The 17,617-nt window shown below is 72.6% G+C and carries 16 protein-coding genes; 8 read left to right on the top strand and 8 right to left on the bottom strand.

Annotation, left to right across the window (positions count from 1 at the left end; all coding sequences use genetic code 11):
- Positions 1-84: 84 nt before the first annotated feature.
- On the top strand, positions 85-273 hold the full coding sequence (locus tag BUE43_RS22670) for a hypothetical protein (protein WP_073486861.1): 189 nt from the start codon (positions 85-87) through the stop codon (positions 271-273).
- A gap of 44 nt (positions 274-317) precedes the next feature.
- Here the strand turns inward: BUE43_RS22670 and BUE43_RS22665 are convergent, their stop codons facing one another.
- Entirely contained in the window at positions 318-1,775 is a 1,458-nt protein-coding gene (locus BUE43_RS22665) for an amino acid permease (protein ID WP_234995856.1), read from the bottom strand.
- Positions 1,776-2,148: 373 nt separating this feature from the next.
- Between BUE43_RS22665 and BUE43_RS22660 the strand changes: the two genes are divergently transcribed.
- The gene (locus BUE43_RS22660) at positions 2,149-2,859 is read left to right on the top strand and encodes a class I SAM-dependent methyltransferase (RefSeq protein ID WP_073486545.1); all 711 of its coding nucleotides are present in this window, start codon (positions 2,149-2,151) and stop codon (positions 2,857-2,859) included.
- Between the two features lie 76 nt (positions 2,860-2,935).
- Here BUE43_RS22660 and BUE43_RS22655 read toward each other — a convergent pair whose 3' ends face one another.
- Positions 2,936-3,664, bottom strand: coding sequence for a hypothetical protein (locus BUE43_RS22655; RefSeq protein WP_073486543.1), 729 nt, complete (start codon positions 3,662-3,664; stop codon positions 2,936-2,938).
- A gap of 119 nt (positions 3,665-3,783) precedes the next feature.
- Here BUE43_RS22655 and BUE43_RS22650 point away from each other — a divergent pair, with 119 nt between their 5' ends.
- The 3 genes from BUE43_RS22650 (at position 3,784) to BUE43_RS22640 (ending at position 6,014) form a co-directional block, all read left to right on the top strand.
- Positions 3,784-4,431 carry a TetR/AcrR family transcriptional regulator gene (locus BUE43_RS22650; protein ID WP_073486541.1) on the top strand — a complete coding sequence of 216 codons (648 nt, stop codon included), beginning with the start codon at positions 3,784-3,786 and terminating at the stop codon, positions 4,429-4,431.
- 33 nt (positions 4,432-4,464) lie between these two features.
- Positions 4,465-5,055, top strand: coding sequence for a DinB family protein (locus BUE43_RS22645; protein ID WP_200797637.1), 591 nt, complete (start codon positions 4,465-4,467; stop codon positions 5,053-5,055).
- Positions 5,056-5,249: 194 nt separating this feature from the next.
- Positions 5,250-6,014 (top strand): SAM-dependent methyltransferase, encoded by a 765-nt coding sequence (locus BUE43_RS22640; RefSeq protein ID WP_073486539.1) that lies wholly within the window; start codon positions 5,250-5,252, stop codon positions 6,012-6,014.
- Positions 6,015-6,214: 200 nt separating this feature from the next.
- Here BUE43_RS22640 and BUE43_RS22635 read toward each other — a convergent pair whose 3' ends face one another.
- Complete coding sequence (locus tag BUE43_RS22635) at positions 6,215-9,355, bottom strand: AfsR/SARP family transcriptional regulator (RefSeq protein ID WP_073486537.1); 3,141 nt, start codon at positions 9,353-9,355, stop codon at positions 6,215-6,217.
- A 94-nt stretch (positions 9,356-9,449) separates the two neighbouring features.
- Here BUE43_RS22635 and BUE43_RS22630 point away from each other — a divergent pair, with 94 nt between their 5' ends.
- Together BUE43_RS22630 and BUE43_RS22625 are read left to right on the top strand one after the other, a co-directional pair.
- Positions 9,450-9,956: an NAD(P)H-dependent oxidoreductase gene (locus BUE43_RS22630; protein ID WP_073486535.1), complete on the top strand. Its 507-nt coding sequence runs from the start codon at positions 9,450-9,452 to the stop codon at positions 9,954-9,956.
- A gap of 2 nt (positions 9,957-9,958) precedes the next feature.
- Positions 9,959-11,512 (top strand): MFS transporter, encoded by a 1,554-nt coding sequence (locus tag BUE43_RS22625; protein WP_073486533.1) that lies wholly within the window; start codon positions 9,959-9,961, stop codon positions 11,510-11,512.
- A 280-nt stretch (positions 11,513-11,792) separates the two neighbouring features.
- Here the strand turns inward: BUE43_RS22625 and BUE43_RS22620 are convergent, their stop codons facing one another.
- On the bottom strand, positions 11,793-12,239 hold the full coding sequence (locus BUE43_RS22620; protein ID WP_073486531.1) for a nitroreductase/quinone reductase family protein: 447 nt from the start codon (positions 12,237-12,239) through the stop codon (positions 11,793-11,795).
- Positions 12,240-12,251: 12 nt separating this feature from the next.
- Positions 12,252-12,752: a pyridoxamine 5'-phosphate oxidase family protein gene (locus BUE43_RS22615; protein WP_073486856.1), complete on the bottom strand. Its 501-nt coding sequence runs from the start codon at positions 12,750-12,752 to the stop codon at positions 12,252-12,254.
- A 395-nt stretch (positions 12,753-13,147) separates the two neighbouring features.
- Here BUE43_RS22615 and BUE43_RS22610 point away from each other — a divergent pair, with 395 nt between their 5' ends.
- Positions 13,148-14,212, top strand: coding sequence for a histidine decarboxylase, pyruvoyl type (locus BUE43_RS22610; RefSeq protein ID WP_073486529.1), 1,065 nt, complete (start codon positions 13,148-13,150; stop codon positions 14,210-14,212).
- Positions 14,213-14,238: 26 nt separating this feature from the next.
- On the opposite strand, the gene BUE43_RS22605 is transcribed toward BUE43_RS22610, so the two are convergent.
- The 3 genes from BUE43_RS22605 to BUE43_RS22595 form a co-directional block, all read right to left on the bottom strand.
- Positions 14,239-15,066, bottom strand: coding sequence for a helix-turn-helix domain-containing protein (locus BUE43_RS22605; RefSeq protein ID WP_073486528.1), 828 nt, complete (start codon positions 15,064-15,066; stop codon positions 14,239-14,241).
- 122 nt (positions 15,067-15,188) lie between these two features.
- Positions 15,189-15,926: a class I SAM-dependent DNA methyltransferase gene (locus BUE43_RS22600; RefSeq protein WP_073486526.1), complete on the bottom strand. Its 738-nt coding sequence runs from the start codon at positions 15,924-15,926 to the stop codon at positions 15,189-15,191.
- Positions 15,927-16,105: 179 nt separating this feature from the next.
- A complete protein-coding gene (locus tag BUE43_RS22595) occupies positions 16,106-17,314 on the bottom strand; it encodes a cytochrome P450 family protein (protein WP_073486524.1) in 1,209 nt (402 codons plus the stop codon).
- Positions 17,315-17,617 lie beyond the last annotated feature (303 nt).

The following is a 17,617-nucleotide window of genomic DNA, read 5'->3' as shown; positions in this document are numbered from 1 at the left end:
TGTGTGAACCTTGCCGCTGACGACAAGGCCGGTGGCCCGGGCGGGCCACCGGCCGAGTGGTCGTCCGGAGGGGGTGGACAGGTGGTGCGCACTGACGACGCCCGGGAGCCGTCGGACCAGCTGACGGACACGGAGGCGGCCTTCTGGCGCTTCGTGCGGTTCGGCGAGCTCCCGCCCAGGGTGCTGCCCTACGAGACGGTGGAGACCGTCGAGACCGAGCAGCCCCTGCTGCCGAGGGAGCAGCCCTTCGATCCCGGCCCGCACTGCGCCTGACGCGTCAGCCGGCAGCGTCTGGTCGGCAGCGTCGGCCCGTGACGTCAGCCGGTGACGTCGGCCGGGGTCGTCTCGGACGGCTCCGGCTGCCCGGCCGGCGCCGTCCGGTGCCGCCGGCGGATCACCAGGTAGGCGCCGGAGAGCGCGGCGAGCCACGCCGGGCCGACGATCAGCGCGACGCGGGTCTCCTCGTGCGCGGCGAACAGCGCGGTGACCAGGGCCAGCACGGCCAGCAGCACCCAGCTGAGCCAGCGCGGCCCCGGCATGCGGAAGTCCACCGCCGGCGCCCGCCCGGCCGCGACCGCCTTCCGGTACCGCAGGTGCGTGGCGACGATGACCGCCCAGGTCAGCAGCCCGCCGAACACCGACACCGAGTACAGGTAGAGGAAGGCCTCCTTCGGCGCGAGGAAGTTCACCACCACCGACACGAGCATGACCACCAGGGAGACCGCCAGCGCCCTGGCCGGCACGCCCCGCCGGTTCGCCACGCCCAGCCAGCGCGGCGCGTGCCCGTCCTGGCCGAGGGTCATGAGCAGTCGCCCGGTGCCGAAGACACCGCTGTTGCACACCGACAACGCGGCCGTGAGCACCACGAAGTTGACGATGTCCGCCGCCCCCGGAACCCCGAGCTGGTCGAAGGCCTGGACGAACGGGCTGGACGAGGTCGAGACCCGGTGCCAGGGGATGAGCACCATGAGCGCGGCGAGCGCGCCGATGTTGAACAGGGCGATCCGCCACAGCACGCTGCGGAACACCGAGGGCAGCACCTCCCGGGGGCGCTCCGCCTCGCCCGCGGTCAACCCGACCAGCTCCACGCCCTGGAACGAGGAGTAGGCCAGGGGCAGCGCGAAGAGCACCGCCAGCGCGCCGTGCGGGAACACCCCGCCCTCACCCCAGAGGTTGGCCACGCCCGACCCGTGCTCGGCGCCGAAACCGAACACCGCGACCGCCACCGCGGTGAGGATGATCGCGACGATGGTGACCACCTTGACGATCGCGGCCCAGAACTCGATCTCGCCGAACAGGCGCACCGCGACCAGGTTGGCCGTGCCGACCGCGACCAGGGCCAGCAGCGCGCTGACCCACTGCGGCACCGACGGCAGCCACACCTGCACGTACATGCCCACGGCCGTCACCTCGGACATGCCGACCATCACCCACGTGAACCAGTAGGTCCAGCCGGTGACGAACTCGGCCCACGGGCCGAGGAACTCCCGGGCGTAGCTGGTGAACGAGCCCGACACCGGCCGGTAGACGACCAGCTCGCCGAGCGCGCGCAGCACCAGGTAGGCCAGGGCGCCGCAGACGGCGTAGGCGAGCAGCAGCCCGGGGCCGGCGGCCTGGATCAACTTGCCCGAGGCCAGGAACAGGCCGATGCCCAGCGCACCGCCCAGTCCGACCATGCGGACGTGCCGGGCCTTCAGCCCGCGCTCCGCCGGCTCCGGCCGGGCGGCTGACGCCTCCGCCGGCGGGGCGGGCGGCGGGTTCGCTGCGCGTGGCAAACCAGTCTCCTTCGTCGTGGTGGGCGAGATCGGGCGTACGGCGCCGCCCGCCCGGCGGGGCCCTGGGTCCGCATCGACACGTGACACAGGGCGACCCCGCTCGCGGAGCGGGGTCGATAGGCGATCCGGGTGAAGCTGATACCGCCATCCGGGGTACAGCCTCGTTGAGACAGGCTACAGCGCGTGTTTAGTGAACCTGAAAAGAACAGGCGTGAGGTGTGGCCCAATCCACGCGCAGGCCCCTCTGATCTCGGCGACGCGTCCGGCGCAGCCGCCGACTGGATCGCCGCCACGACGCCGCGGCCGGTGGTGGCTTTCGTCCGGGTGGCGCTCTCGCCCAAGATCGGTTGACGGGTCTGGGCAGACTGGGGCCGTGACTGAGGTAGTGGGTTCGCATCCGCAGTACGACGTCTTCGCCGACGAGTACCTGGAGCACGCGCGGGACGGTTTCCACAACGCGCACTACGACCGGCCGGCCTGCCTGGAACTGCTGGGCGACGTCGCCGGGCGTCGTGTTCTGGACGCGGCGTGCGGTCCGGGCCTGTACGCCGAGGAGCTCGTGGCGCGCGGCGCGCACGTGACCGGGCTGGACAACAGCCCGCGCATGATCGAGCTGTGTCGGCACCGCGTTCCGTCGGGGGAGTTCCGCGTCCACGATCTCGCGGACCGGCTCGACTGGCTGCCGGACGGCTCGGTGGACCTGGTGCTGTTCGCGCTCGCCCTCGAATACGTCGACGACAGGACGTCGGTGCTCCGGGAGCTGCGGCGCGTGCTGCGGCCGGACGGGGCGCTCGTGCTGTCCCGGCAGCACCCCACCGGCGACTGGCTGCGCCACGGCGGCAGCTACTTCGACGTGCGGGTGATCGAGGAGGTGTGGAGCAAGGGGTGGCGGGTGCGCTACTGGCTGGCGCCGCTGGAGCGGACCTGTGAGGAGCTCCGCGAGGCGGGCTTCCTGATCGAGCGGCTGGTGGAGCCCCGGCCGACGGCGAGGGCGGCCGAGGTGGACCCGGCCCGCTACGAGCGTCTGACGCGGGAGCCGACGGGATTCCTCGCGATCAGGGCGGTGCCGGACCCTCGGGGCTGATCTGCCACTCGGGGGAGAGTCTCTGGACGTGAGTCCGTCGGCGGGCGCCGTGTGGCGCCCGCCGGCGGTCAGCCGGTCACTTCGCGGTCGTGCCGCCGCGGCGGAGCAGGGTGGTCAGGGCGCCGACGGTGATCCGGGGCGGCTGCCGGAGGTCGCGCTCCGGGCGGAGCACCGGGCGGGCCAGCAGCCAGACCACGACGCCGAGCAGGAAGCCGTCGACCGCCACCAGGCCGTGCGCGTTGTCCTGGGCGAACCACATCGCGAGGCCGAGCGCGGGGCCGGCCAGGGCCAGCAGGCGCTCCCGGGGTGTGCGGCCCCGCAGCAGCAGGACGGCCGCCGTGGTCGCGCCGAGGAAGTAGGTCGCGCCGGAGCTGCCGGCGAAGTTGCGGGGGTCGGCGCTGTCACTGGCCATGCCGAGCAGCCGGTCGACCAGATCGGGCAGCAGCGCGCCCGCGGCGAACAGGGCCAGCATCAGCGGTGCGCCCCAGAACCACTCGGCGAGTGCCGCGACGGCGGCGAGCGTCCCGATGTTCCACGCCGTGCCGCCCACTCCTCCGTTCTGCATGAACACGGAGGTGATCGGGCGCCACCAGCCGGCCTTGCCCGGGTCGGAGTCGAGGGCGTCCATCGCGCCCGCCCAGACCAGTTGGAGCACCACTCCGGCCAACGCCACCGCGGTCAGCGCGACCGCGGCCCAGGGGACGCGGCGTTGCGGCACCGTCTCCGCCCCGACCGCCGTCCGACCGCCCAGGAACAGCACCACCAGCAGGGCCGCCGTCGTGACGTTGAACAGCAGCGCGTCCATCTCGCCCCCCGTTTTTGAACACCGCTTGAATCAAACACCGTTCGAATCTGCCGGACAGGACCGTAACCGATGCGCCGACAAGATTCAAACGGTGTTCGAAACTGGGTTAGGGTGGGCCGGTGAAGTTGACCACGGAGCGGATCGTCGACGCGGGGATGGCCACCTTCGCCGAGGTCGGGTACCAGGGGCTGTCCATGCGCCAGGTCGCCGAACGGCTCGGCGTGCACGCCGGCAGCCTCTACTACCACGTGCGGAACAAGGGCGTCCTGCTGCGGCTGATGGCCGACCGCGTGGCCGGACACGCCTACGAGGCGGGCACGGCCGCGCTGGCCGCGCTGCCCGACGACGCGGACTGGCGGGCCCGCGTCGAGGCCCAGGCGGTGGCGCTGCGCCGGAGCATCCGGCAACACCCCGGCGGGGCCGTCCTGCTCGCCGACAGCCCGAAGGCCCTCAGCGCCGGAGCGCTGTCGCTGATGGAACGGCTCCTGCGGACCTTCGCCGACGCCGGACTCCCCGCCGAGCACCGGATCGTCGCCGCCGACGCGGTGCTCAGCCACGTCACCGGCTACGTCCTCCAGGAACAGGGCGAGTCGCTCGCCCCCACCGTGGACGCCACCGCGCTGGCCGATCTCCAGGAGCGCTTCCCGATGGCCGTCGCCGAAGCGGCCACCTACGACCAGGACGAGAAGTTCCTGCGCAGCGTTCGCCTGCTCTGCGCCGGAGTCCACGCCCTGGTCGCCGACGTCAGGAACCAGCATCCGTCCTGATCTCAGTTGGAGCGGGGTGAGATGCTCGGCGGCATGAGTGGATCGGACCCGAAGGCTGACCTGCGCCGGTACCTGGGGGCTGCTCGTGAGGCCGTGCTGTGGAAGCTCGACGGGCTCTCCGAGTACGACGTCCGCCGGCCGCTGACGCCGACGGGCACGAACCTGCTGGGTCTGGTCAAACACCTGACGGGCTGCGAGATCGGGTACTTCGGGTTCGTGTTCGGCCGGCCGTTCGAGCCGATGCCGGCGTGGCTGACCGAGGACGCGGAACCCAACGTGGACATGTGGGCGACCGCCGACGAGTCGCGCGAGGAGATCGTGGGGCTGTACCGCGCGGCGTGCGCGCACGCGGACGCCACGATCGACGCGCTGGCGCTGGAGGCGACGGGGCAGGTGCCGCACTGGCCGGCCGAGCGGCGCGAGGTGACGCTGCACCAGGTCCTGACGCACATGATCGCCGAGACGCACCGGCACGCCGGGCACGCCGACATCGTCCGGGAGCTCGTCGACGGGACCGTCGGGATGAGGAAGGGCAACGAGAACCTGGCTCCCGGCGACCAGGCGTGGTGGGAGGACTACCGGAACCGGGTGGAGCGGGCGGCGCGGGAGGCCGGTCAGCGCTGAGCGCGGCACGCACGGCGCTTCCGCGCCGGCCGTGGGTGGGTTACGGTGGGTTTCTGGTCGGGCTGACGCCCGACACCGATGGTGGAGGACGCCATGGCTACCCGGAGCCAGTCACCGGGCCACCGCTGACGCGGTCGAACGTGCCCGGATGACATCGCCAACGACCTGTTGATGTCGTCTCCAGGAGCGTTCTCGTGACCACTGATCCATCTCCTGACTGGTACACCCACTTCTTCACCGAGCTTCCCAACGAGTTCTGGCGCCGCCTCACGCCCGAGGCCGCCACGGCCGCCGAGGTGGGGTTCGTCGAACGCCACCTCGGCCTCGCGCCCGGGTCCCGGGTTCTCGACGTGCCGTGCGGCAGCGGCAGGCACAGCATGGCGCTGGCCGCCCGCGGTTACCGGGTGTCCGGTGTGGACATTTCGGCCGAGGCCGTCGACCACGCCCGGCGGGCCGCCGCGGAAGCGGGCCTGACGGTCGATCTCACCGTCGCCGACATGCGGGACCTGCCCCGCGACGGCGAGTTCGACGCCGTGGTGTGTCTGGGGAACAGCTTCGGCTACCTCGATCCGACGAGCACCCGGCAGTTCGCCCGGTCGCTCGCCGGCGCCGTCCGCCCCGGCGGCGGCCTGGTGATCGACTGCGGGACCGCCGCCGAGTCCGTTCTGCCCTCGTTCGACCCGTCGCCCCGAACGCTCGACGCGGGCGGGATCACCGTGACCGCGACGAACAGCTACGACGCGGAGGGGAGCCGCCTGATCACGCGGTACCACTTCGCCGACGGGACAAGGGAACTGGAGGTCGCCGCGGTCCACCACGTCTACACCAGCGCGCACCTGGGCGAGGTGCTGACCGAGGCGGGTTTCACCGACATCACCCGCTACGCCGGAACCGACGACCAGCCCTACGCGCTCGGCGAGCGGCGACTGCTGCTCACCGCCAGGCGTGGCACGTCATGATCTGTCGCACGAGGACAGACTGGCACTCGTGATCCACTCCTGACCAGGCACCTGATCAGGTACTTGATCACGCACTGAGGAGACAGCACGGCCCCACGTCACTCGGAGCTCAACGTGGGAGTTCGACGTGGGAGTTCGACGTGGGGCCGTGCTGATCAGTCCACAATGTCCAGTGGTGGCGAGAACGTCCCGACACCGCTTCAGAACGACTCCAGGTCCACTTCGGACTCGTCCAGCGCCCGACCCCGGTCGAACGCGGCGGCGAAGGCCGTCTCGCCCAGCGTGGCCCGCGCGCTCGCGGAGATCCGCTCGACGTCGCCGCGCTCGCCGGCCGGAAGCGGCGCGCCCACCGACTCGCGCAGCGCGGTGGCCCTGCCCAGCAGGCGCGCGGCCCGGTCGGGCCGGCCCGCGAGGGCGTCCGCGCCCGCCAGGCCCTCCAGGGCGAGCGCCACCGCGCGCCGGTCGCCCGTGTGCCGGGCCGCCGCCAACCCCTCCCGGTGCAGCGCGCGGGCGGCGTGGGCGTCCCCGCGCTGCTCGGCGACGAAACCGAGCTCGGCGAGGATGAGGGAGAGCACGATGTGCGCCTCCAGGCTCTGGCCCCAGGCCAGCCACTTGCGCAGGCGCGCCTCGGCCTCGTCCAGCCGCCCCCGCCGGCGGTCGCCCAACGCCAGGCCGAGCTCGGCGAACTCCTCGCCGACCGTGTACCCCTGCGCGACGGCCTGCCGCCGGGCGCGTTCGTGCAGCTCCTCGGCCTGCTCGTGGTCGCCGGCCAGCAGCGCGATCCGGCCGAGCGCGGACAGCTTGTCCGCCATCTCGGTCCACAGCCCCAGCTCCTCGGCCATCCGCACCCCGTCCCGGTGCAGCTGGGCGGCCTGCTCGTAGTCCCCGACGATCTCGGCGTGCGTGCCGAGCCCGAACGTGGCGTGCAGCTGCCCCCACCGGTCGCCCAGCTCGGTGAACAGGGCCATGCTCCGCTCGCCGTGCCGGGCCATCTCGGCCAGGTCGCTGCGCACCAGGGCCTGCCGGGCCCGCGTGCTCAGCGCCGCCGCCGTGCCCCACTGGTCGCCGACGGCCTGGAACACCGCGAGCGCCCTGCGGACCAGCTCCTCACCGGCCCGCGGGTCGCCGACCCCCACGCCGGCGAAGCCGAGGAACCACTCCGCCCGCGCCCGCCCGACCAGCTCGTCGAGATCGCGGGGGCGCGCCGCCGCGGGGTCCAGCTCGACCGGCCGGGGAACCTCGCCCATGCGCAGGCCGAAGGCCGCGTGCCAGGTCCGCGCGGTGCCCGCCGCGTCGGCCGGCCCGCCCCCGGCGAGCGCGGTGGTCAGCGCCCTGCGCCCCTCGCCGAGCCGGCCGCGCAGCACCCAGTACCAGGCCAGCGCGTTGACCAGCGGGAGCGCCTCGCCGTGCCGGGCGGCGCTGTCGAGCGCGGCACGCAGGTTGGCGGCCTCGGCGTCCAGGCGGCGCAACCACTCCTGTTGCTCCGGGCCGCGCAGGTGCGCGTCGGCCGTCACGGCCAGCCGGGTGTAGTGGGCGCGGTGCCGCCGCTCCAGCTCGGGCAGCTCGCCGGCCTCGCGCAGGCGTTCGTGGCAGTAGGCGGCGACCGACTCCAACAACTGGTACCGGGGTCCGTCGCGGTGCTCCCTGGTCGAGACGGTGACCAGTGAGCGGTCCACGAGCTGGGCGAGCAGGTCCACGACGTCCAGGTCATCCAGGTCGTCCCCGCCGCACACCGCCTCCGCCGAGCGCAGCGTCCAGCCGTCGACGTGCACGGCCAGTCGGCGCAGCAGGGTCCGCTCCGCCTCGCTGAGCAGCTCCCAGCTCCAGTCGATCATCGCGCGCAGGGTGCGCTGCCGGGCCGGCGCGCCGGTGGGTCCGGCCGCCAGGACCCGGAACCGGTCGTCGAGGCGGGCCGCCAGCTCGTGCACGCCCAGGGCGCGCACGCGGGTGGCCGCCAGCTCCAGGGCGAGCGGAATGCCGTCCAGCCGCCGGCAGATCGCCGCGACCACCTCGGCGTTGTCCCCGGTCAGGGCGAAACCGGGCGCGCGGGCCGCCGCGCGCGCCGCGAACAGCTCGACCGCGCTGGGCTCGGCCAGCGGCGGCACCGTCCACAGCAGCTCGCCGGGCACGCCCAGCGGGCGTTGGCTGGTGGCCAGGACGTGCAGATCCGGCGCGGCCCGCAGCAGGGCGGCCACCACCTCCGCGACCGGCGTGGCGACGTGCTCGCAGTTGTCGAGCACGAGCAACGCGTGCCGGTCGCGCATGGCCTCCGCCAGCTTGGCGACCAGGTCCGTGGCCGCCTCGTCGCGGATGCCCAGCGCCGCCGCCACCAGCTCGGCCACCTCGCAGGGCTCGACCGTGGCCGGCAGCCCGGCCAGCTCGACCAGCCACACGCCGTCCCGGAACCCGTCGACGAGCTGGCGCGCCGCCGCCAGCGCCAGCCGGGTCTTGCCGACCCCGCCGGGGCCGGTCAGGGTCAGCATCCGCTCGGAGCCCAGCAGCGTCCGCACCTCGTCGACCTCGCTCGCGCGGCCGATCAGCTCGCCGAGGAGGTGCGGCAGGTTGGTCGGCGGCGCGGTGGCCGGCGCGCTGCCCAGCGCCGGGTCCTGGTCGAGGATCGCCCGGTGCAGCGCGGCGAGCTCGGGGCCGGGCTCCACCCCCAGCTCGTCCACGAGGCGGTCGCGCAGGTCGCGGTAGCCGGCCAGGGCCTCGCTCTGCCGGCCGGCGCGGTAGAGCGCGCGCAGGTGCGCGGCCCGCAGGCGCTCGCGGAGCGGGTGGCGGGCCACCAGGTCGCCGAGCTCGTCGGCGAGCAGGCCGTGCTTGCCCAGCTCCAGTCGAGCCTCGGCGCGGTGCTCCACCGCGGTCAGCCGCAGCTCGGTCAGGCGGGTGACCGGCACGCGGGCGAACTCGTCGTCGGCGAAGTCGGCCAGCGCCGGGCCCCGCCACAACGCCAGGGCGTCGCTGAGCAGCTCGACCCGGACCCGGGGGTCGCTCGCGGCGCTCGCCTCGGCGAGCAGCGCCTCGAACCGGCCGACGTCCACCGCGTCGGCGGGGACGTCCAGCAGGTAGCCGGGCGGGCGGGACACCACCAGCCGCCGGGCGCCCGGCTCGGCGGTCTCCAGGGCGCGCCGGAGCTGGGAGACGCGGGTCTGCAGGGCGCCGGCCGGGTTGGCGGGCAGGGTCTCGCCCCACAGGTCGTGGATGAGCCGGTCGACCGACACCACCCGGCCCGCCTCGACCACCAGCTCGGCCAGCAGCGCGCGGACCTTCACCTCGGGGATCCGGACCTGCCGAGCGTCCGACGTCCACACGGCCAGTGGACCAAGCACCCCGAAACGCACCGGCAGACAGTACCCGAAGACCGTCCGAAGTGGATCTGGACGAGATCTGGAGCGCCGACGGCGACGGTGGTTCCCGTGCGAGAGGAGCTCACCGATGGACGACTGGCCGCGGATGGCGATCATCGTCGACGGCCCCGACCCCGCCGGTCGCGCCGTCGCCGACTGGCTCGCCGACCTGGCCTGCCACCGGCACGGCATCGAAGCCGACCTGCTTGACCTGGGCGCGGCGGGCCTGCCCGAGGTGGCCGACCGCCACGTGCCGACTCCGCCCGCGGTGCGCGACCTGGCCCCGTGGTTGGCGGTCGCGGCCGGGTTCGTGGTCGTGGTCCCCCCGCGGTCGCCGGCGTCGCTGGAGAACGCCGTCGTCTGGTGGGGGCCGGGGTGGCGGGGCAAACCGGTCGCCTTCGCCTCGCCCGCCCCGAACCCCGACCGCCTTCCCGCCCTGCGCCGACTGCGCGACCTCTTCACGGCGGCGCACGCCGTGCTCGTCGACGAGGTCGTCGGCTTCCGGGACCCGCGTCGGGAGGAGCGGGCCGCCCGCGTGCTCGACGAGCTCGCCGCCCTCGCCACCGGATCTTCCACCCAGCAAAGGAAAGAATGACGATGTCCGCACACGTCCACCCGCGCGCCGGAGCCAGGGAGTGGCTCGGCCTCGCGGTGCTGTTGCTGCCCACCACCCTGTTGTTCCTGGCGATGACGGTGTTGTTCCTGGCCAACCCGTACATCGCGGCCGACCTGCGGCCCACCGGCGCGCAGATGCTGTGGGTCAACGACGTCTACGGGTTCATGATGGCCGGTCTGCTGGTCGCCATGGGCACGGTCGGCGACCGGATCGGCCGGCGCAAGGTGCTGCTGTTCGGCGCCGTGATCTTCGGGGTGACCTCGGTGGTGGCCGCGTTCGCGCCGAACGCCGAGACGCTGATCGTCGCGCGCGCCCTGATGGGCGTTGGGGCGGCCGCGGTGATGCCCTCCACGTTGTCCCTGATCAGCAACATGTTCCGGGACGACCGCCAGCGCGCCACCGCCATCGGGCTGTGGGCCGCCTCCGTCTCGGTCGGCGTGGCGATCGGCCCGCTGGTGGGCGGGTTGCTGCTGACGTCCTTCTGGTGGGGCGCGGCCCTGCTGATCGGCGTCCCGATCATGGCGCTGGTCGCGGTCGCGGCTCCGCTGCTGGTGCCCGAGTACCGCGCGCCGGGCACCGGTGTGCCGGACTTCGCCAGCGTGCTGCTGTCCATGGCCACCCTGTTGCCGTTCGTCTACGGCGTCAAGGAGTTCTCCAAGTCCGGCCTGAACCCCACGGCGGTCCTGACCCTGCTCGCCGGTGCGGCCTTCGGCGTGTGGTTCGTGCGCCGGCAGCTCCGGCTGGAGACCCCGCTGCTGGACATGCGGTTGTTCGCCAACCGGACCTTCAGCGGCGCGCTGTCGGTGTTCCTGCTCGCCGCGACCGCGCTCGGCGGCATGTACCTGCTGTTCACCCAGTACCTCCAGCTCGTGGCGGGGCTCTCGCCGCTGGCCGCGGGGCTGTGGATCCTGCCGGCGGCGGTGGCGCTGGTGGTCGTCTCGACCGTGTCGCCGATCATCGCGCGCCGGGTGCGCCCGGCCTACGTCGTGGCCGCCGGCATGCTGTCGTCCCTCATCGGCTACGCCCTGTTGACGCAGGTCGAGAGCGTGGCCGGGCTGCCGCTGCTCATCGTCGGCTTCTACGTCCTGTACCCGGGCATCGCCCCGACCATGGCGTTGACCACCGGCCTGGTGATCGGGTCGGCGCCCCAGGAGAAGGCGGGGGCGGCGTCCGCGGTCAACTCCACCGCCAGCGACCTCGGCGTCTCCCTCGGCATCGCGTTGATGGGCAGCATCAGCAGCGCGGTCTACCACGCGCGGATGCCCGGTGACGCGCCCGCGGCGGCGGCCGACTCCCTGCCCGGCGCCCTCGCCGCGGCCGAGACCCTGCCCGCCGACGCCGCCCGGGCCCTGGTGGAGCCGGCCCGGGCCGCCTTCACCGGCGGTCTGAACGTCGCGGCCGTCGTCGCCATGGTCCTGGTCACCGGCGCCGGGTTGCTCGCCGTCACCCTGCTGCGCCGTGTCCCGGCCTCGGGTGCGGCTCCGGAGCCGGAGACCGTCGAGGCCGACAAGCAGGTCGTGGGAGCCGCGGCCTGACGGAGACTGTCTCATGTGGACAGTTCCGAGATCCTCATGAGGATGTGTCGTTGACCAGGAACACATATGTCCACTGAGGACGGATAGGTTGCGACAGGGACCGGGATGCGAACTCCGCATCCCGGTCCTTCGTCGTGCCCCCGAAACGCTGACCTGCCTTTAGTGTGGCGGTTGGCCGCATCCGCGCGGCGTCGGAATCTCCCTGATGTGCCGCAAAAGGAACGGGCCCCGTCGACGCCTGTCGACGGGGCCCGGGCCTCGAAGGGGAATCAGAGGGGCATCAGATGCGGTCCAGGACGACCACCGGGATCTCCCGGGCGGTTCTGGCCTCGTACTGGTGGTAGACCGGCGCGAGGGCGGTCATCAGCCGCCAGAGCCGGGACCGCTCCGCACCGACCGTGGTCCGCGCCCGCGCGAGGAACCGCTCCGCGCGCACCTGGACGTGGACCTCGGGATGCGCCAGGGTGTTGAGATACCAGTTGGGGTGTCGGGGACTGATGGCCGAGCCCGAGGCGACCAGGACGAGACGGCCCCGGTCCTCCCCGAAGAACAGCCCGGTGCGGTACAGCCGGCCGCTGCTGCGTCCCACTGTCGTCAGCACCAGGTTGGTCATGCCTCCTTCCAAGAAGCCGTCCGCGCCGTCGGTGGCGAGGTAGCGGCGGACGTGTTCGGCCACGGAGGGGTCCGGGCTGTCGATCACGCCGGTCGTGCCGTCCCACACTGTCATGATCCTCTCCTGTCAGAGGGCGGTGGCCTCGTCGTCCGGCGGCTGCCAGATCCGGCTGCGCAGGTCCGCTCCGCGCAGGACCTGCACGCGGAACGGGTCCATGCGCAGCAGGCCGAAGTCCGGGTCGGTCGGACCACCCGGCCAGTAGTGCCGCGGGTCGTAGCCCACGGGCGGCGGGCTGCCCTTCCGGTACAGCTCCCAGACCTCGCGCTTGACGTGCTCCTCCTCGACCCACCCGGCGACGCTGTCGACGAAGACCGCGTTCTGGCTGGGTTTCCAGTACGAGCACGTGACATGCGGGTTGCGCGCGAGGTGCGCCGTCTTCACCGGCGTCCGGTAGGCCGCGATCCACCCCACCGGCCGACCGTCGACCACCTGCCAGATCGGCAGCAGCACCCGGGCCCTGGGACGTCCCCTTCTGTCCACTGTGATCAGTGAGCAGTAGACGATCTCCCTGACGTACCGGTTGAACTCGTCCTCGATCTCATCGAAGGACGCCACCCGCGTCGGCACGGCGCTCACCGGCCCGGGGCGCAGATCGCGGTGGCCGGCCCCGGCCCGTGCGTTGCGCCGGTGACGGCGGCCTTCCTGCCCTCGTACCTGGTCATCGTGTTCCTCCCAGTCGTCGGCGTGACCACGTGGGCGCACGCCGTCCCGTTGCGGGACCGACTCTCCGGAGCACGCCTTCGGACCGGCTCCAGGTTTCCTCCAGACCGCCATCGACCCATCCCGCTACGGGCGCCCTTGATCATCAACGCGGCCGGCGCCATCCCCGGGTCGGTGGGTTCGCGCAGCGTGTGGGTGCTACACGGTCGTGTCCGCTCCTCCTGAGCGGACGCGGGCTTCTCGTTAGCATCGAGACACCCCGACCTGCCCGAAGTGTCGTCGGAACAGGGAAGGCGGTCGTCATGCCCGCGGTGCGGAAACGCCTGGAACAGGTGGTCGGGAACGCCATCGGGTCGCACGAGCGGAACTGCACGGGTTACCTGAACCCGGTCGGCCCCGCGGTCGACGGCAGCGCCGGAACCGGCTACGTCGCCACCATGAAGCTGTCGGTCGGCAAGGTGCCGGTCGAGGACCTGGACGAGGGCACCTCGCGCATCGTCTCCTACGACCGGTGCGAGAAGAACGACGCCTACATCGGACAGATCAACATGGTCACGGCCTCCTCGTTCTGCGGCGTCGACGGCGCGCTGTGGGGCTACGACCTGGTCAGGGTGCCCGAGGACCGGCTCAGGAAGCGGCTGCGCCTGGTCGACCTCGACACCCTGCCCGGCCCGGACGTCGCCGCCGACTGCCGGGTTCCCGTCTACGAGGTCGCGCCCCTGCTCGACGCCACGGAACGGCTGTTCGGCCGGGTGGAGGCGACCGCCGGCGGCACCGACCGGAGCCGGCTCCGGTTGCCGCCGGCGCCCGGGGCGCACGTCGTCTGCGCCAACAAGGACGCGAGCGTCCGGGGGCCGGCCTACGTGTGGTCCATCATCGCGATCGCCATCGCCGAGGACCCGGACGTCGACGCGAGTCTGTTCATCGAGGACTGCGACGTCGTCAAGGGGGGCGACCTCGGCCCCAAGGAGCTGCACACGAGGCTGTGGTGGCACCTGTCCAGCGTGGCCAAGAGCATCATGTACTGCGGCCAGAACCAGGGGGTGCGGTACCGGGAGATCTTCGCGGGGTGCAGGTACCTGCGGGTCGGGGCGAAGGAGTGGGGGTGCGCCCTCGCCTGCGCGCCCTACGTCCTGCTCGCCGGCAAGGCCGTGCCGCCCAAGAAGACGGCGAAGGACCTGCTGGACCTCGACCTGGAGCGGTGGGAGGAACTCCTCGGCTGGAAACCCCTGCCACCGCACCCTTTCGACCCCGACGTCGGCGGCATCGGCATCGGGCTTCCGCGCCGCCCGGACGCCGGGGAGGCCGACGAGGGCGCGGAGGACGACGAGAGTGCCGCGCCCGGAATCGCTCCCGTCGACCGGTGAACTGACGCCGGCCTGCTACCGACCCGCTACCGGCTCGCCCTGTGCCCGGCCAGCTCCCGCTCGGCCAGCTCCCGCAACGTCCTCGCCGTGAAGTCGTCCAGCGGGTAGAACAGCTCGATCGCCAACTCGGAGAGGGTCACGTCGGCCGGAGCGCCGAAGGTGGCCATCGTGCCGAACATCGACAGCTCACCCAGCGGCGAGCGGATGCGCAGCGGCACCTGGATCGGACCCACTGGCGGTCCGGCACTGATCTCGCCTGACCCTGGCGGCTCGGGATACTGGCGGACCTCCTCGTACAGCGCGCTGAGCTGGGGATCTCCGGTCGCGTTGACCTGACGCAGCAACCGTTCCAGGAACAGGGACCGGACCTCGTGCAGGTTGACCAGTCGCGCGGCCAGCCCGTCGGGGTGCAGGGCCAACCGGAACACGTTGGGCCGCGGCTCCACCAGGTGCGGCGGAACGCCGTCCATGAGCACGGCCATCGCCCGGTTGCCCAGCAGCACGTTCCAGCAGCGGTCGACCACCACCGCCGGGTACGGCTCGTGCGCTGTCAACATGGTGTCCAGCGCCGAGCGGACGGAGGCCATGTCCTGGTCGTCCAGGCTGCTCTCCTGGTACGCGGGCGCGTAGTCGGCGGCCATCAACAGCGTGTTGCGCTCCCGCAACGGGATGTCCAGTGCGGCGGACAGCCGCAGCACCATCGCCCGGCTCGGACGGGCGCGCCCGGTCTCCACACAGGACAGGTGCCGGGCGGAGGTGCCCGCCAGGTTGGCGAGTTCGAGCTGGCTGAGCCTGCGTCGTTGTCGCCACTCCCGCAGGAGGGAGCCCGCTCGGGCCGGTCGCACCGCGTTCACGGCCCGAGGATAGCCAGCGGCTCGTCACCACGGCCATGACCTGGGAGGTCATCGGAGACATGACCGTGGTGGTGCAACCTTGGTGTCCATTGTGGACACTGCGGCGGCTTCGCGGCGGAGTGCTACACCGAGGTGGTCTTCTCCCACACGGAGACGTGCTTGGTGCTGTCGTTGGTGAAGGGCTGGCGGTTCCAGTCGCTCCAGCGCTCCCGCGGGGTCATGCCGGCCATGCGCGCCATGAGGTCGAGCTCGGCCGGCCAGACGTAGCGGAAGGGGAACGACATGACGTCCAGGCGGCCGTCGACGACGTGGTAGTGGTGGGAGACGAGTCGTTGCTCGGCCACGTCGTACTCGTCGAAGCCCAGCCGCGAGGGGCTGACGGTGAACGGGCGGAACCTCTCGCCGTGCGGCAGCCGTTGCAGTTCGGGCACCATGACCTCGACCACGAACCGGCCGCCGGGTTCGAGGTGGTCGGCGACGGTGCGGAAGCAGGCGACCTGTTCGTCCTGGCTCGTCAGGTTCATGATTGTGTTGAACACGAGGTAGGCGAGCGAGAACGTGCCGGGCACCCGGGTGTGGGCGAAGTCGCCGATCGTCACGGGGATCCGGTCCGCGCCGGGCTTGGCGCGCAGCCGCTCGACCATCGCGGACGACAGGTCGATGCCGTGCACGGGGACGCCGGTTCGGTTCAGCGGCAACGCGATGCGGCCCGTGCCGATGCCGAGTTCGAGCGCGGCGCCGTCACCAGCGAGGTCGGCCAGGAACCGGACGGCGGGGTCGACCTCCGCGCTGTCGAACATCTCGCTGACGGACTCGTCGTACCGCTCCGCCACGTGCTCGCCAAAGTGATCATCGGGCATCCCAGCACTGTGGCACTGCCCGGCGCGGCACGCGACCGGAATTCCCGTTCCTCGAACCCGACCGCGGGAGCTGGACGGGGAAATCGCGCTGGCCGTGGGAAACCGGTCGGGCCACGGCACTCGTCCTGCCCCGACCGGTTCCCGCGCACCGATCCGTCGCCCCTGACGCCCGGCAGATGTCAGAGGGTCACGGGCAGGGCCGCCAGACGCCAGGTGCCGCCGTCGGCCGCCAGTGGCACGTCCGCCGCGGCCACGGCGAGGTCCAGGCCGGGGAGGCGGCGGAGCAGGGCGGTGAGCGCCACCTCGGTCTGCACCCTCGCCAGCGAGGCCCCGAGGCAGAAGTGCGGCCCGTGGGCGAAACCGAGGTGTCCGGCCGCGCCGGGGAAGCGGTGGACGTCGAGCCGGTCGGGGTCGGCGAACACCCGCGGGTCGCGGTTGGCGGACGCGATCGCGGCGGTGATCGCCTCGCCCTCGCGGACCAGCACCCCGCCGATCTCGACGTCCTCCCGCGCGTGGCGGGGAATGGTGAGCAACTGCGGGCCGCGCCAGCGCGTCAGCTCCTCCACGGCACGCGGCATGAGCCCCGGGTCCGCGCGGAGCGCGGCGAGCTGGTCGGGGTGGGAGAGCAGGGCCGCCACGCCGTTGGCGATGAGGTTCGTCGGCGTCTGCCCGGCGAGGACGACGTTCCAGATCAGGGTGACCAGCTCGGTGGCGCTGAGCCGGTCGCCGTCCTCGTCGTGCACGCGGAGCAGGGTCGAGACCAGGTCGTCGGCTGGGGTGGCCCGGTGCGCGGCGACCGCCGACCGCGCGCCGTCGATGATCCCGGGCACGGCCTCGGCCAGCCCCGGGCCGAAGCCCGCGGCGACGTGGGCCCCGTACTCGCGCCAGCGGGGGCGGTCGTCCTCGGGGATGCCGACCAGCTCGCAGATCACGTCGATCGGCAGCGGCCGGGCGAAGTGCCGCAGCAGGTCCACCGAGCCGTTCTCGATGTGCTCGGGCAGGTCGTCGAGCAGCCTGTCGACGATCCGCTCGATCCTGGGGCGGAGCTCGGTGGCACGCCGCGCGGAGAAGGCGGGGGCGACCAGTCGGCGCAACCGGGTGTGCTCCGGCCCCTCCATCTCCTGCATCGTCCGCATGTAGGCGCGGCAGTGGTCGGGCACGTCGGGGCGGAAGGCGAAGCTGTCGGCGCTGAGCGCGAACCGCGGGTCGCTGAGCATCGCCTTCGCCTCGGCATACCGCGTCACGGCCCACATCGGGGCGAGGCCGGGGATCAGCAGCTTGGCCATGGGGGAGCGCTCGCGGGCGGGCGCGTAGGCCCCGAAGGGGTCGCGCAGCACCTCCGGCGAGGTCAGGTCGATCTCGGGCAGTTCCGGGCTGGGGCTGGTCACAGCCGTTCTCCTTCATTGATGTTCACATCAGATGTTCATAACATCTCAATGGTGAAGGTATCTGGAACCCGGATCGAACGGCAACAGGCGGGGGAACGGGGGAGGGGCGGACCGGTCGAGGCCGTGCGCCGACGCCGGCGGACCCGTCCGGCGTCATGCTTCCTGGTGATCTTTGGCGGCAGCCGGACTTGATGCCACGGCCGAAGGGCTCCGGTGAGTGATGTTCCCGGGGCACACCCGGTTGACGAGTGACCAGATCGCGGGACCGGTCAGCCGACGAGCGAGCACCGCCCGTGTCCCGTC

Source organism: Streptoalloteichus hindustanus (assembly GCF_900129375.1).
GTDB lineage: Bacteria > Actinomycetota > Actinomycetes > Mycobacteriales > Pseudonocardiaceae > Streptoalloteichus > Streptoalloteichus hindustanus.
This window is presented reverse-complemented; position numbering and strand designations above follow the sequence as displayed.